Source organism: Paraburkholderia sp. BR10954, assembly GCF_040965775.1.
Lineage (GTDB): Bacteria > Pseudomonadota > Gammaproteobacteria > Burkholderiales > Burkholderiaceae > Paraburkholderia > Paraburkholderia youngii.
Map to the genome: position 1 here is coordinate 1 of NZ_JBFRCK010000023.1, position 15304 is coordinate 15304.

At 62.7% G+C, this 15304-nt stretch carries 13 protein-coding genes and 1 pseudogene; 4 read left to right on the top strand and 10 right to left on the bottom strand.

Annotation, left to right across the window (positions count from 1 at the left end):
- Positions 1 to 392: 392 nt before the first annotated feature.
- A complete protein-coding gene (locus AB4Y34_RS26910) occupies positions 393 to 1523 on the bottom strand; it encodes an IS110 family transposase (RefSeq protein WP_368717738.1) in 1131 nt (376 codons plus the stop codon).
- 279 nt (positions 1524 to 1802) lie between these two features.
- Positions 1803 to 2864: a DMT family transporter gene (locus tag AB4Y34_RS26915; protein ID WP_368717805.1), complete on the bottom strand. Its 1062-nt coding sequence runs from the start codon at positions 2862 to 2864 to the stop codon at positions 1803 to 1805.
- Between the two features lie 204 nt (positions 2865 to 3068).
- Here AB4Y34_RS26915 and AB4Y34_RS26920 point away from each other — a divergent pair.
- The 3 genes and pseudogenes from AB4Y34_RS26920 to AB4Y34_RS26930 all read left to right on the top strand — a co-directional run.
- Positions 3069 to 3623 (top strand): annotated as a pseudogene (locus tag AB4Y34_RS26920) (chromate resistance protein ChrB domain-containing protein); the annotation flags it as partial.
- Positions 3624 to 3755: 132 nt separating this feature from the next.
- A complete protein-coding gene (locus AB4Y34_RS26925; protein WP_368717739.1) occupies positions 3756 to 5015 on the top strand; it encodes an MFS transporter in 1260 nt (419 codons plus the stop codon).
- Positions 5012 to 6070, top strand: a complete 1059-nt coding sequence (locus AB4Y34_RS26930; RefSeq protein ID WP_368717740.1) for a hypothetical protein — start codon at positions 5012 to 5014, stop codon at positions 6068 to 6070. The genes AB4Y34_RS26925 and AB4Y34_RS26930 overlap by 4 nt, the downstream gene beginning before the upstream one ends.
- A gap of 163 nt (positions 6071 to 6233) precedes the next feature.
- Here AB4Y34_RS26930 and AB4Y34_RS26935 read toward each other — a convergent pair whose 3' ends face one another.
- Both AB4Y34_RS26935 and AB4Y34_RS26940 read right to left on the bottom strand, forming a co-directional pair.
- On the bottom strand, positions 6234 to 6872 hold the full coding sequence (locus AB4Y34_RS26935; RefSeq protein WP_184227453.1) for an alkyl hydroperoxide reductase: 639 nt from the start codon (positions 6870 to 6872) through the stop codon (positions 6234 to 6236).
- Positions 6873 to 7295: 423 nt separating this feature from the next.
- Positions 7296 to 8129 carry an oxidoreductase gene (locus AB4Y34_RS26940; protein WP_368717741.1) on the bottom strand — a complete coding sequence of 278 codons (834 nt, stop codon included), beginning with the start codon at positions 8127 to 8129 and terminating at the stop codon, positions 7296 to 7298.
- Positions 8130 to 8224: 95 nt separating this feature from the next.
- Here AB4Y34_RS26940 and AB4Y34_RS26945 point away from each other — a divergent pair, with 95 nt between their 5' ends.
- Positions 8225 to 9196 (top strand): AraC family transcriptional regulator N-terminal domain-containing protein, encoded by a 972-nt coding sequence (locus AB4Y34_RS26945; protein ID WP_368717742.1) that lies wholly within the window; start codon positions 8225 to 8227, stop codon positions 9194 to 9196.
- Between the two features lie 9 nt (positions 9197 to 9205).
- On the opposite strand, the gene AB4Y34_RS26950 is transcribed toward AB4Y34_RS26945, so the two are convergent.
- The 6 genes from AB4Y34_RS26950 to AB4Y34_RS26975 all read right to left on the bottom strand — a co-directional run bounded on the left by AB4Y34_RS26950 (position 9206) and on the right by AB4Y34_RS26975 (position 15291).
- The gene (locus AB4Y34_RS26950) at positions 9206 to 9679 is read right to left on the bottom strand and encodes a YbhB/YbcL family Raf kinase inhibitor-like protein (protein WP_368717743.1); all 474 of its coding nucleotides are present in this window, start codon (positions 9677 to 9679) and stop codon (positions 9206 to 9208) included.
- Positions 9680 to 9838: 159 nt separating this feature from the next.
- On the bottom strand, positions 9839 to 10135 hold the full coding sequence (locus tag AB4Y34_RS26955; protein ID WP_368717744.1) for a hypothetical protein: 297 nt from the start codon (positions 10133 to 10135) through the stop codon (positions 9839 to 9841).
- A 139-nt stretch (positions 10136 to 10274) separates the two neighbouring features.
- Complete coding sequence (locus AB4Y34_RS26960) at positions 10275 to 10733, bottom strand: VOC family protein (protein WP_368717745.1); 459 nt, start codon at positions 10731 to 10733, stop codon at positions 10275 to 10277.
- A 63-nt stretch (positions 10734 to 10796) separates the two neighbouring features.
- The gene (locus tag AB4Y34_RS26965) at positions 10797 to 11903 is read right to left on the bottom strand and encodes a hypothetical protein (protein WP_176381543.1); all 1107 of its coding nucleotides are present in this window, start codon (positions 11901 to 11903) and stop codon (positions 10797 to 10799) included.
- 221 nt (positions 11904 to 12124) lie between these two features.
- Positions 12125 to 13225, bottom strand: a complete 1101-nt coding sequence (gene zapE / locus AB4Y34_RS26970) for a cell division protein ZapE (protein ID WP_368717746.1) — start codon at positions 13223 to 13225, stop codon at positions 12125 to 12127.
- A 230-nt stretch (positions 13226 to 13455) separates the two neighbouring features.
- Positions 13456 to 15291: a thiamine pyrophosphate-requiring protein gene (locus tag AB4Y34_RS26975; RefSeq protein WP_368717747.1), complete on the bottom strand. Its 1836-nt coding sequence runs from the start codon at positions 15289 to 15291 to the stop codon at positions 13456 to 13458.
- Between the last annotated feature and the right edge of the window lie 13 nt (positions 15292 to 15304).

The following is a 15304-nucleotide window of genomic DNA, read 5'->3' on the forward strand; positions in this document are numbered from 1 at the left end:
CGTGAGTTTCATTTGAAGCCTCCGGTTGGTTTGGCCTATGAACCCTCATGATCCGCCAGATGAGAATCCGCCGTCCTTCTTTGTTTCCACCGCCATCTCCGGCGGGAGGCGTTCATTCCATTTTCCGTGTCAATCGCGATCGGTTCTCGGTTTTGGTTCATCTGAAATTTCCTGAGGGCGACGTAGCAGTACGTCTCGACGGTGGGTCACACTGATATCCGCGGGTTGGTTACCGCATTACTGTGGTCCGCCCTATGAGCCTGCCGCTGCCTCAAGTCGTAAATCGCATTAGATGTGTTGCATAATCCGCTCGCGGGTTACTCGGGTGCCGGGCTACGCCGCCTTCAGGAAACTCTCAGTGCCCTCAGTGCCCTCGTTAAGATGATGGAGTGTCAGACCGGCCTGGCATCTTTCGGTATGCCGAGGGACATCGCCAGTCTGCTGATGTCCCAGATGAACCCTGAGAGTTCTCGCGCAACGGCAACCACACTGGTGTTTACATTCTTGCCGCGCGCTGCGAGCTTGCGATATCGCCGGCATAGCCGCAGTTGGGCATCCCATGCGCGGTCAATGATCGGTTTCGGGATTCCTTCATGGCGGCGTTGAATGTCCGGGCTCACCCGAGCGGGGTATCTGTAACTCCACGCAGCCTCCACGAGCAGCTTTCTTGCATAGCTGTTCCCGTTTTTTGTAATGCTGCCTTGACGGCGCCGGTCTCCTGAAGAGTGTTCGGAGGGCGTCACCCCGAGCCAGGCCATCAGCTGACGCGGATGCTCGAATCGCGACAGGTCGCCGAGTTCGGCGAGCATGCCTACGGCCGTGGTGAACTGAATGCCCCGCATTGCCTGCAGGCCCAGTACCGCCGGATAGAAGCGCCAGTTGACGACAGCCTCGCGTAGTGCTGCCTCGAGGCGGTCGCATTGTGCGAGTCTGTCTTCGATGGCACGGCGGCACTCGTCAAAGGCCAGTTGTTGCCAGTGGTTGGGGAACGCAAAGGTGCTGATCCGCCTTCGATGTGCCGGACCCCAGTTGGCGCTGCCGGTGTAACGAACACCGTGGGAGAGCAGAAAGGACTTGACCCGCTGACGCGCGTGTTTGAGATCCGCTTTGGCTGTAGCCCACGCCCGGGCCAGATCCCGGAATGCCTCATCTTCGACGCCCGGCACGTAGACTGACGAGAGATCACCTGCGCGCAGCGAGCGCACGAGTTTGAGGGCGTCGCGGCGGTCGGTCTTGACCCGCTCGCCTGGTTTCCTCGGAATCAGCGACGGGGCACATACCATGCAGTCGAATCCCTTCTGCACCAGTTGCCGGTATAGACCATAGCCGCATGGCCCTGCTTCGTAGACGATGCGAACGTGAGTCGCCTTGGACTGCATGCGCTGGCACAGGCGGTCGATGTCAGTCTTCAAAGTGCCGATCTTGCCCAGCAATTCCACCGCGCCTATCCCGACGGCGTAGGCTGCCGTGATGGATTCCTTGTGGACATCCAGACCGACGTACACCGTGCTATCGTGTCCCATGCTGGCCTCCGTGCTGGAAATCGCCGGGTGTCGCCCTCGTGCACACCATGCGGCTCTGGCAGCAATGCTAACCCGCGTCTGGTTTCTCACGGCGGGCCAGCCACCACCTCACGGAAAGTCATACTGCCTCAACCGGTCGAATGACCTTGTGACGGCGATGGCGAATGGCGGCAACTGGCCGCACCAAGCCCCACAGCGTCCGCCTCGATCCGACCTTGAACGTCCGGTTGCCGATACCTGGCGTGGGAGCCATATCAAGTCTTCAAGCCATGCGCACCGCTAGTGCTGATGCCGATGATGAATATCGGGGAAATGCGCGTGCGAATGGGTAACAGGCAGATGCACGTGAGGGTGCGTGTGCGGCTCGTCACCGGCATAAGGAAAATCATGCTCGTGCTGATGATGCTCGTCATGACGATGCCGGTGCGTGTGTGCGAGAAACTCATGACTGTGCTCATGCTCATGCCGCTCGCGCACATGCAGCCAGATACCCAGCGCCATCAGGGCCGCGGCAATCCAGAAAGACAGGTTGGGCAGGGCGGGCCATATGATCAGCGAAAGGATCACACCGAAAAGCGGCGCTACAGAAAAGTACGCGCCTGTACGCGCCGTACCGAGATGCCGAAGCGCGATAACGAACAGGACGAGGCTGATGCCGTAACCGCTGAGCCCGGTCAGCATCGCCGCCGCCATGGTTCCTGCTGAAGGAAGCGAAGCGCCAGCCGCGAGCGCGATGCCGAGATTCACGGGACCGGCCACCAACCCTTTGAGACACGCGATCACCATCGCGTCGTTCGCAGAGACCTTGCGCGTCAGATTGTTGTCGATTGCCCAGCACAGACACGCGCCGACGATCAGTAACGCACCTACCGGCACGCCTGTCTGGCCCGGATGCCACGACAGAAGCACGCCGCCCGCAACGATCGCCACCATCCCGAGAAAAACCTGAATATCGACATTTTCCCGGAAGACCACCCAGGCAATCACTGCGGTCAACACGCCCTCGAGGTTGAGCAATAACGAACTCGTTGCCGCTGGTGTGGTGGACAGGCCCAGCATCAGGAATGCGGGCCCGGCGACGCCGCCCATCGCTATTGCCCCGATCAGCCAGGGTAGCTCGCCTTTGATGATGCGGTGGTGCGCGCCGGACTGACGCCCGCGCGATCGGAAGGTGCGCCACGCGATGCCGACGCCAAGCCCCAGGCCGCTACCGAGATAAAACAGGCCTGCGAGCATGAACGGGCTGACCGAGCCGAGCAGCGCCTTGGCCAACGGTGTCGCGGCGCCGAACAGCGCCGCGGCGGCCAATGCGGTGAATATCGCGGCGTATCCTGATTTCACAACTTCAACCTCATGTTCGCAGCAGAAGGGACAGTTTACAGACCATTGCTGGGGTGACGGATCAAACTCGCAGCAGGCAGCCAAAAGCGTGCTTGTAGGAATCGTTACTGCGACGTAACGTAATCTACATGAGCACGCTTTCAACCTGGTTGCTACTGGTGCTGACTCTTCCGACAGAGAACGCCACCGCGCGGATGCGTGAGGCGTGCCGAGGCCGCCTGGCAGGATTTTCTCGCGCACGTCGACACGGTGCTGTCGCCTGGCGAGCCACACGCGGCAACCCGCGCAATCCGCTCGCTTTCTGTCGAGGACTATCAAGGACGGAGTTGGGCGACCCGGCGACGCATGTGGGTCGACCGTGTGGCGAGCGCATGGCTGATCCGCCGTTTCATCGACCGCGACGCGCGTTTGATCTGGTTACCGTCACCCGAAGCCTGTCCGCCAGACGCGCTCGGTTTCGATTTCGATGGCGCCGCCATTACCCATGCCGGAGAACGCGTCACGTTCGAAGTACTGCTGGCGAGCTTCGGTCTGGACAAGAATCCGGCGCTCGTGCGGCTCGGCGCAATGGTTCACGCACTCGACGTCGGCGGTGTGAGCGTGCCGGAAGCCATCGGGTTCGAAGCGATCATGGTCGGCTCGCGCGAGCGCACGGCTGACGACGACCAGTTGCTCACCGCGATGAGCCTGGTGCTCGACGCGATGTACACGCATTTCGCGGCCAGTGAAAAAGGCAGCGATACGGGAAGGCGCCCATGAGCACGACGACGAGCGCACACGTGCCCGGCTATACGCGTGGTCAGATGGCCAGTACGTCAGCCAGCTTTTCAACATCACCAACTGGGAACGCGGCTTCGCGGCTAAAGGCAGCGACGCGCGCATAGCACTGTCATGCGATGCAACGTCTCATCGGCGACGCTTCACTCCCGGCTCTCCAGTCTGGTTCTGCCGGGCGGCGTGGAAGGTGGCGCGTTGACACTGCTTGCGGCTCGCGGTTTGCGGGGTATCTGCGATGGATTCGTCGCGGTGCTGCTGCCTGTCTATCTTCTCCGGCTCGGATTCGGCCAACTGACTGTCGGGTTGATCAGCACCACAACGCTATTCGGTTCTGCTCTGGCCACGGTTCTGATCGGCTTTGTCGGCAATCGCGTCGCCCTGCGCTTGTTGCTGCTGTTTGCCGCGGCGCTGATGACAGGTACAGGTCTCGCGTTCGCCAGCCTTTCTTCGCTGTGGCCGCTGCTGGTCGTCGCTTTTATCGGAACCTTGAATCCGGGTTCCGGTGACGTAAGCCTGTTCCTTCCACTGGAACATGCACGGCTCGCGGAATCCGCTAGTGGCGACGCGCGTACTTCGCTCTTTGCACGCTATAGCCTGATCGGCGCATTGTCGGCGGCGGTGGGCGCGCTCGCTGCCGCACTGCCGGACAGGATCGCTACGGGTCTGGCCGTCTCGTCACTGTCCGCGACGCGAGCCATGTTCGTGGTCTATGCGCTGATGGGGTTTGCCATCTGGCTTCTCTACCTGCGCTTGCCCGCTCGCGTGCCGCAGGCGCGTGTTGTGCGTGCGCCGCTCGGACCGTCACGGGGGATCGTGATTCGCCTCGCACTGCTGTTCAGTGTCGACGCGTTCGCGGGCGGTCTTCTCGTCAACTCGCTGCTCGCGCTGTGGCTGATCCAGCGGTTCCGGCTTTCGCCCGGCGCAGTGGGCCAGTTCTTCTTCTGGGCAGGCATGTTGAGCGCTGCGTCCCAACTCGTCGCGGCGCCGCTTTCGCGAAGGATTGGTCTGCTGAACACGATGGTGTTCACGCATATGCCATCCAGCGTCTGCCTGATCGCGGCCGCGTTCTCGCCGTCGCTCCCACTGACTCTGGCGCTGCTTCTCGCGAGAAGTGCGCTGTCGCAGATGGACGTGCCGACCCGCAGCGCCTATGTGATGTCGGTAGTGACGCCCATGGAACGTCCTGCCGCCGCGAGTTTCACCGCCGTCCCGCGAAGTCTTGCGGCAGCGCTCGCGCCTGTGCTGTCGGGTACGTTGCTCGGCTTCGGATGGCTGGGCGCTCCGCTTGTCGCTTGCGGCGTGCTCAAGATCGCCTACGATCTTTCGCTGCTCGCAGCGTTTCGCCACATCGAACCGGAAGGAGGGTCGCCATGACGCGCACGCGCCCCTGCGGGCCCCCAGCCCTATCGCTTTACGTCATCCTGCTCGTGGTGTCGGCGGCGGCAGGCATTCTGCTACACGTCATTTCACCAGCGCGCGCCGCGCAGTCGGAGGCCCGCCTGCCGCTCGATCACATCGCCGACGTCCCGTTGCCGGGCCGCGCCACGCGTCTGGACTACGTAAGCCATGACGCTGACCGGCACCTGCTGTTCATCGCTCATCTTGGCGACAGTGAAGTCGTGGTCTTCGATATGCTCAAGTCGAGCGTTGTTTCCCGCGTCGCCGACATTGCGTCAGTACATGGGGTACTGGCCGTGCCGGAACTCGGGCGGGTGTATGCATCGGCGACCGGCACCAACGAGGTCGTCGCGATCGACGAGGCCAGCATGCATGTGGTGGCGCGTGTGCCGGGCGGTGTCTACCCCGACGGCATCGCATATGAGCCCAACTTCCAGAAACTTTATGTGTCGGATGAGACGGGCGGCACGGTAACCGTGATCGATACGCACACCAACCAGCGAAAGAGCACGATCCAGTTGGGTGGAGAAGCGGGCAACACGCAGTACGACCCCGACTCGCACCATGTCTTCGTCAATGTGCAGACGCGGCGGCAGCTCGTCGAAATAGAGCCGTCGACCGACACGATTATCAGCCGGATCGATCTGCCTGGTGCGAAAGGCAACCACGGCCTCGCCATCGTCCCTCGATTGCATCTCGCGTTCGTCGCGTGTGAAGACAACGACAAGCTGATCGTGCTCGACCTGCTGACGAGGCGCGTCACTCAGACTTTCGACGTCGGCGGCGGGCCCGACGTGCTCGCTTACGATCCGGGCGCGCATCTGCTTTACGTGGCCGGCGAAGCCGGCATCGTGTCGATGTTCCGCGTCTCGGGGTCTGCCGTATCGAAAGCAGGTGAGGGCAGGGTAGGACCCAACGCCCATGTCGTCGGCGTCGATCCCGCGACACACCGCACTTACTTCCCGCTGAAGAACGTCGATGGTCGGCCCGTGCTTCGCATCATGGCGCTTGCATCCACGGGATCGCGGTAGCTGTGCTTGGGTCGGCGCTCCTCGAAGCTCATTTCGGTGGCGCGTGGATCAATCTGATCGTACGCGATCTCGCGAGCGAGGGCATGACGATGCTGCTCGCGATCCATGAAATGGGCTTCGCGCGAGGTTTCATCAAAGGTTGGTTTTCTGTGCGACGGCTCGGTTACGACTTGCTCGCCGCACGCAGTGCCGCTCTCATGCTCATTTCTATGTCGAGAAGTCTTGCGCCGAGCTCCACGAAGCTGCTGCGCCCCTCGCCGAAGACCTCGCCGTTCATGTAGATCGTCGGCACGACGCTAATTTCACGCGCGGACAGCTCACTTTGAAAAATTCCGCCGTCGATCGTAACGTTGTGAATCCGTGGATTGATCACCGCCATCATGTTCAGCGCTTGCACAACGTCCACACAGCTTCCGCACGACAACGAAATATAGGTTTCGAAATAATAGTCACGTTCCAGTGTTCGAATCCGTTCGATGGTCGTACTGTCGGCTACGACGGGATGCCCTCCAACCTGGAGTATTGCAAGGACAAGGGACGAAAATTCAGGCCCTGTTGGGGTGGCGGCAAACTGAATGCAGGCATCTGCTCCCACCTGCCTGATTGAAAACGATGGCTTGCGCTCGTCGCCGTGCTGCTCTTCGACGACCGTGACCAGGTCGGTCAACGACGCAATTTCGTTCAGCATCGCCAGCATTTCGTGCGATGTTTGACTACCGCCCGGCGACACGATTAATTCGACGGGTCTGCGAAGGTTTCGCAAATACGTCTGCAGTTGTGACCTGAGATCGATGTTCAGCATTTGAATTTCGATTCCGTAGCAACCTGCACAGGGTTATGTGAGGAGCCTAACGCCACAACAACACGCGAGTGCCCACAACCGGCGGCGCCGGTCGGTGGGTAGAGGGTGCCTCGCAATGCTCCCCCCGAATGTCGGGACGATTTGGTGCGCTATCGCACACATTCAAAGCGTTCGCGAATTACCTCCAATGCTTGTCACCGTGCCTGCTTCGGCGGCAATTTCGGCCAGCGTCGAGAGTGACAATGCCACCGAAGCGTCCGAAGCGCAACTGATCTTCAAAGCTCGATGACGTATGACTGGCCGGGTTCCAGTGCGCAAATTGTCAGAAAGCGAAGTGGACGTTCCGGGTCGCAGCTGCGAAAAAGCCCAATCGACGCCGCCTGACAGTGAGGCCGCCCGACCGCGTCAACAAGACGGCGTTCATCAGCCATCCGTCGAAACGCTGATAGCCTCCCACGCACCGATTTCCGCGTTCAACGCCGACAACTTGTCTCGAACGAGACCGAGTGCGTCGCTACCGAGCAAAAGATGCGCGGGCGGATGTTCCGCTGCGATGGCGGCCAGCATTGCGCGCGCCGCTTTGCTGGGATCTCCCAATTGCTTGCCGCTTTTTTCCTCGCGGGCACGGCGGATGGGATCGAAAATATCGTCGTAATCCGGAATCGAGCGGGGTGTCCGCGTCATCGAGCGACCCGCCCAGTCTGTGCGAAACGAGCCCGGAGCCACCGCCGTCACGGCAATACCGAACGGCTTGACCTCTTTGCCGAGCGCCTCGGAGATACCCTCCAACGCAAACTTGCTGCCGCAGTAATAGGTGATTCCCGGCATCGTGATGTAACCGCCCATCGATGTGAGATTCACAATGTGACCGCGGCGGCGCTCACGCATGAATGGCAGGACGGCCTTCATCATCGCGACCGCACCAAATACGTTCACATCGAACTGTCGGCGCATCTCCGGGAGCGGCGATTCCTCCATGATGCCCTCGTGACCGTAGCCGGCATTGTTGACCAGCACATCGATGGGTCCGACGCTGGCCTCGATTTCCGCCACCACGCCGTCGATCGCGTCGAAGTCGGTCACGTCGAGCACACGTCCCCAAGCGGCGTTCGCGGACAGGGACTCGAATTCGCGCTTGGCCTGGGCAGTTCTCACCGTACCGACGACCTTGTGACCCGTCGCCAGCGCTTCCTGTGCGAGCGCGCGGCCAAAACCGCTGCTGACGCCGGTGATGAGCAGAGTTTTGCTGGATGCCATTTGAAGCTTCTCCCGAATGTCGATTGGAGAGTGCATAGTATTCTGACAAAGGAGCCAAAATAAGCCGCATTCCGCTGAGTTTCTTGCACAAAACTATGAGCACACTACGCGCTTCGACCCAGCACCCAGCTCTATCCTCGCGCAGCCAGAAACGCATGGTTGCGCTGCTGCGCACGTTGGCGCCCAACGAGGGCTACAACCTGACGGCGCTGCCGAGCGTCCGCATCTTGCGGTCGAACCGGGCGCTATCGCGCACGCCCGTTCTGTACGACCCCGGTATCGTGATCGTCTGCCAGGGCCGCAAGCGAGGCTATTTCGGCGACCAGCTGTACCTGTACGACGAGCATCACTATCTGGCCGTGTCCGTGCCAGTGCCATTCAGCATGGAGACCGACGCAACCGAGGAGCGACCACTGCTCGCGCTGTATCTGCACCTCGATTTCGCCTTGGCCGCCGAACTTGCTGAGCGGATCGACCGCGAAGGGGTGGCTGAGCGCACACCAGCACCTCGGAGCATGATGTCGACGCCGATGGATGACGCGATGCAAGCGTCCGTGCTGCGCTTTCTCGAGGCGATGCATCGGCCACTCGAAGCTGCTGTGTTGGGTGCCGGGCTGCTGCGTGAGCTGTATTTCCGGGTGCTCACCGGGGCCCAGGGAAGCGCGTTGCGCGAGGCCTTGGCGATGCGAGGACAGTTCGGCCAGATAGGCCGCTCACTCCGCGTGATTCATGCAAGCTATGCGCAGCCTCTCGACGTAAGGCGACTGGCCGACGAAGCGGGTATGAGCATTCCGAGTTTCCACAGCCACTTCAAGGCCATTACACAGGTGTCGCCGATGCAATACGTGAAGTCGACGCGCCTTCATCAGGCTCGCCTGTTAATGGTGCGCCAGGACCTGACCGCGGAGGCGGCGGGACACGCTGTGGGTTACGCGAGCCCGTCCCAGTTCAGCAGGGAATTCAGGCGTCTGTTTGGCTTGACGCCGGCAGCGGAGGCTAAGCGGATGCGCGAGAGCTTCGCGATCCCGGCTGTATTCGCCGATACGGCTTATGTGTCGTCGCACTGATGCCAGCGCTCATCGCTTCTGATAGGTGCCGATCAGTTCGGCCTGCGTGAGTACGTGCCCGTGCATGGCCTTCTCGAGAGTGGCCTTGCTGGGGCTTTTCAAATCGGGCAGTACGGTGTCGAGCGCATACAGCTTGTGGAAATAGCGGTGGCGTCCCACGGGCGGACACGGGCCGCCGTAAGCGGCACGCTTGAAGTCATTGGTGCCTTCGAGCGTGCCGCCCGGCAAAGGCTGTGCATCAGCGCCATCGGGTAACCCGGTTGCTGTCGGCGGGATGTTGTAGAGCACCCAATGCACCCAGGTCATTCTCGGCGCGGCGGGGTCCGGCGCGTCGGGGTCGTCGACGATCAGCGCCAGGCTTTTTGCGTTTGCGGGTACGCCGGACCACGCGAGCGGCGGGGATACATTGGCCCCCTCGCAGGTATGCTGCACCGGAATCTCGCCGCTCTGTCGGAAGGCTTGCGACGTTAGCGTGAGTGTCATGGCAGCCTCCTCGTTGGGTCGCGACCATGCTTTTATTCTAGGTCAGCGTCCACCGAAGTCGCGCGCGACGAGTGCACGCATTCGCGGATCGAACGACCGCATGCCCGGGGCAGAGGCGACGTTCGATTTACCGCGCGGGGTTGCCAGCCAAGCTTGCGCTTATTGGCCGGCTGGCGACTTCGTGGATGGGGTCGCCAGTGAGTTGTTGACCCCGTAAGCGGGCTGGCGGGACGTGGAGCTACTGTCCTTGCTCATCGTGCTCATCGGCTGGCCAGAGTTCGGCGATGCCGAGCCGCTGTCCGAGCCGGTGGCACCAGGCGTGCCGTAGCCACTCGTTGGAGCGGCCGGCGACTTCGTGGACGGAGTCGCCAGCGTGTTGTTGCTTTGGGCATATACGCCGCCCGAGAGCATCAGTGCGGCGACGGCCGCGATCAATGTGCTGGTTGCCTTGTTCATGCAGCCCTTCTCCTTTAATGGATTGCGATATCGACGCAAACGATGCTCACGTACGTTTGCGTCAGGGTCGCGAAACTCCAAGTTTAGGAAAGCGAAGGCTGATAGTTATGCGCATTATTCACAATGGTGAATATCGATTTCAGGAATTAACCGGGCAATTCGGTGCGCGCTCGTCCTCGTCCCGCAGCCAGGGCGTATACGTGATTCCGGTCAGCAATCCTTCCGGCCCGATAAAGCGGCTGACAGTCTGGCCCCATGGCTCAGTCCGGTTTCTGACCAGCATTCGATACCCCTGCGATTCAAGTTCTGCCGTTGCCGCTTCGACGTCGTCGACATCGAACTCGATCCAGGCTTGCGGGATGGGTACGTCGGGAGGCCACGATTCGGTGCCGAAGCAAGACTGAGACGCGTGAGAGAGCGGCCACAACGCGAAAGAGTTTGCGCCGTTCAGACTCTCCGTATGGAGATAGCCGCCGTTCTCTTCCTTGAAGGGGATACCGAAGGCCCGGCCATAGAGATCGCGGCTTGGCTGGGCCTCGGTCACGATCGGGCCAAAGCCTGCGATGAATAAGGCGGTGGTAACTGGGATCTTTTCCATGGCTTCTCCTTTGCCGCGAAAGAGCGGCGGGTGAGCGGCGGGTGAGCGGCTTACATTCGCTCGTCAATTCGCCGGAATCGTCACCACCGGCGCCTTACTGCTCGTATCCGACTCCGCGAGCGCCATCAGATTCTGCACGACAGTAAACGCGTATTTGGAGTCGAAGTCATTGCGCTCGACCCAATACACCGAAGGCCCATATGCGATCGACACATAGGCATCGGCCGGCGCGACCTTGCCCGAGTGTACGATGATCGTCGGCCGGGTCTCACCGCCGACCAACCCGACGGTCGGCTTCGTCGAACCGTCGCTGATGCGCTCCTGCGGCACCTGCACCTGCGCGCCGAGATCGCTGAGGATGCCGAGCACCGAGCGCGTGACCATCGTAATGTGCTCGCCCTTCGCGGAAGTCGACGACGGCCCATACACGACCTCATAGCTACGTGTCTTCGTAGACAGACGCAGCAGCCTGCGCACGCGCGCGACATCCGCGGCCGTGTCCGGCGACTCGCCGCTGGTGGTCGCGCCGATCGACAGGAACACGGCCAGTGCGGGGCTTTGGCCGCCTTTGAGATCGGCCTTCACATCGAGCTGACGTGTCTCGACGTTCAGTTCGCCCGCCAATTGCAGACGACGCAACGCCTGCAGCAATTCGAAGAAGCCCGGCGCGCCCGCGCTGTTGTTGCCGCCGAGCACATCGCCGTTGCGCAGACCGCCGATCGATTGCGCGGTGATGCGCAACAGCAGATCGATCGGCACGCCGCCCTCGGCGAGCGGCAACACGAGCGCCGGCGCGAGCGGCCGGATATAGGCGGACGCGAACGCTTCACCGGTGGTCGGCGTGAACGTGAAGGTCGGCCGGTTCGAGTACGACACGCTGCCGGTCGCCTGCGCGTAGTTCGGCATGGTGCCCGAGCCGGCGTTGAGCGTCGCGCCGCCGGTGGTATCGAACGTGTAGGCGGCGATGATGCTGCTGACGGTCAGGAACGCGGGCGCATCGCCGTAGCGCAGACCGATCACGGCGGCGAGGATTGCGCGCTTCTTCGCGTCCCCGAGCGCGCGCGCATAGTCGACCTGATCGGCCTTCAGACGCGAGGGGCCGATATGCACGCAGGCGGACGTGAGGCAGGCCGCGCACAACGTGGCGGCTACGGAAGCGGTTCTGAGCATGGGCGGGCGCGAGCGGCGGTAATCCGCTGAACAATGGGGTCTGCGCTCGGCGTTAGCAGAACCCATTCCCGCGCAAGCGGCGGGCCGGGTCAGGGGGGCGCTTCGTTGTCGCTCCGGCGCAGCGCGCGGCGGCGTCGCACGTGCGTCGCCGCGAAAGGGCGTTGGCACGCTTTACCGCTGCCTTGCAACAATTGCAGAATGCGCAGGGTGGATGCCGGCTTTCAAGCTTCGGCGTCGACGCCGTCTTGCGCTTGGTCCTCGCCGCCTCGCTCGAGCGCGCTGCGATACGCGCGCGATTGCATCTCGGCGAGCCGGCTCAGCGTACGCGACAGATCATGCGCGCCTTCGAGGCCGATCAACGCGGTCTCGATCGGCTGGTCGGACGCGATGAAGAGGGCGCGCTTGCGGTCGTAGAAGATGTCGATTAGCCACACGAGGCGCTGCAGCGTATGCGACTGCCTCAGTGCGTCCGAATGCAGACGATCGACGATCAAGCCTTGCCATTGCTCGGCGAGATCGAGGTAGTCGAGGTGCGAGCGGCTCGCGACGCATAGCTGCTCGAAGTCAGCCCACAGCAGCGCGCTGCCCGCCGCGCGCGCTACGAGCGGGCGGCCCGCCGCGCTCAGCTTGACCGGTTCGATCGCAGCGCCGCTTTCATGGCTCGTGAAGATCTCGCGCAACGCGGCCTCGCTCGACGCATCGAGCGGCGCGAAAAAGCGCGGCACCTCGGCCGCTTCGCCGCCGAAGCGGTAATCGCGCGCGCCGTCGAAATGGATCACCTTGAAAGCGCGTTTGATCTGCGCGATGGTCGGCACAAAGCGCTCGTGAAACTCGGAGTCGGGCAGCAGATCGTCCGGTGCGTAGTTCGACGTCAGCACGATCCGCGTGCCGAGGTTGATCGCGGTGTCGAGAAAGCGGCCCATCAGGAACGCGTCGGCGATATCGTGCACATGGAATTCGTCGAAGCACAGCAGCTCGATACCGTCGAGCCATTGCCGCGATACGTCGCCGAGCCGGTCCTCGCCACGCGGCGCCTGGACGAGCCGGCGGTTCACCTCGCGCAGGAACTCGTGGAAATGCAGGCGCCGTTTGCGGCACGGCGCGAGCTCGAACAGCGTATCGACGACGAGGCTCTTGCCGCGCCCCGGCAAGCCGTGACAGTAGACGCCTTGCGGCCCGAACGCGGCGGTGGACCATGCACGCCGTGCCCGCTGCTGCGCGCCGAGCAACCCGACGAGCGCGCTGATTGCCTCACGCTGGCGCGGATCGGGCGTGATGCCGCGCGCGGTCAATGCGCGTGCGATGCGGGTTTCGTCAAGCATGGGCGAGAGCGTCCATGCCAGGTGATGCAAATGATGCGACTTGCGCGAATGACGCAGAATGGGCCACCGCGAAAACGGCGAGGACGTGTGTGAGCATGAGATAAGGGGCGGCGTGATGGGCTGCGCTGAAGCAGGCCCAATGAGCGCGTGCACGAAGCGCGCGCCATTTTACCAGTCACGTGCTCTGTCGAACCGTTGGCGCGCGCACACGTCGTCGAACGGCTACCGCATCATTTGTCGTGATGCCCCGGCAACACCGCACCGAGCACCTGCCTGGCCGTCTCGACCACCACGTTGCCCTGATCGGGATCGCCCTTCAGCAAGGTCTCGGCAAACGCTTTGGCCTGCGCGAGCGTGACGTGCGGCGGCAGCGGCGGCACGTTCGGATCGGACTTCACCTCGATCACGACGGGACGATTCGACGCGAGCGCGTCGTCCCAGGCGGTCGCCATCTGCTCGGGGTTGTCGACATAGATGCCCTTCAAACCGATCAACTCCGCAAAGCGGTGATACGGCACGGAAGGAATGCCCTGCGACACCTCGAACTTCGGATCGCCTTCCATCACGCGTTGCTCCCACGTGACCTGGTTCAGATCGCCATTGTTGAGCACCATGCAGATCCAGCGCGGATCACTCCAGCCTTGCCAGTACTTCGCGACCGTGATCAGCTCGGCCATGTTGTTCATCTGCATCGCGCCATCGCCGACCAGCGCGATCACGGGCCGCTCGGGGTACGCGAACTTCGCGGCGATCGCATACGGCACGGCCGCGCCCATCGACGCGAGCCCGCCCGACAGCGAGCACATCATGCCGCGCTGCACCTGCAGATCACGCGCGTACCAGTTCGCGACCGAACCCGAATCGCTGGTGACGATCGCGTTCGACGGTATGCGCTTCGACAGCTCCCATACCGACAGCTGCGGATTCAGGCCATCCTTCGCGGGTTCGTGCGCGCGTTTTTCCAGCGTCTTCCACCAGTCGGACACCCAGCCTTCGATGCGCTCACGCCACAGCCGATCCTGCTTCTGCTCGATGAGCGGCAGCAGCGCGCGCAGCGTCTCGACGCTATCGCCGACGAGGTTCACTTCCATCGGATAACGCAGGCTCAGCATGTCGGCCTTGATGTCGATCTGCACGCCGCGCGCGTCGCCTTCCTTCGGCAGAAACTCCGAGTACGGGAAGCCGGAGCCGATCATCAGCAACGTATCGCAATGGGTCATCATGTCGTAGCTCGGCTTCGTGCCGAGCAGGCCGATCGAGCCGGTCACCCACGGCAGATCGTCGGGCAGCGCCGCCTTGCCGAGCAGCGCTTTGGCGACGCCGGCGCCGAGTTTCTCGGCGACCGCGATCACTTCGTCGGTCGCGTGCAGCGCGCCCGCGCCGACCAGGATCGCGACCTTGCGGCCGGCGTTCAGCACGTCGGCGGCCTGGCGCAACTGCTGGTCGCCCGGCACCACGCGCGGACGCGCGTAACCGATGCCCGAATGCAGCGTGCCGTGCTTGCGCCCCGGCGGTTCATACGGAATGTCCTGCAGATCGTTCGGCAGTATCAGCGCGGTCACCGCGCGCTCGGCAAGCGCGATACGCACCGCCCGATCGACCAGATGACGCACCTGCGCGGGCATCGTCGCAAAGCCGACGAACGAGCCGGCCACGTCCTTGAACATCGCCGGCAGATCCAGCTCCTGCTGATAGTGTCCGCCGATCGCCGCGCGCGCCTGCTGACCGGCGATCGCCAGCACCGGCATGTGATCCATGCGGGCGTCGTAGAGGCCCGTCAGCAGATGCGAAGCGCCGGGCCCCGAGGTGGCGATGCACACGCCGAGTTCGCCGGTGAACTTGGCATGCGCGGCGGCCATGAACGCGGCCATTTCTTCGTGGCGGACCTGGATGAATTCGATCGGGCCCGGCTGATCCGTGCCCCTATGGCGCTTTTTCGCTTCGCTCTGCGCGCGGTTCAACGCGCCGAACACGCCGTTGATGCCGTCGCCCGGATAGCCATAGATACGCCGCACGCCCCACGCATGCAGCCGCCCGATGATGAAATCGCCAACGGTTTCAGCCATGATCCTCGCTCCC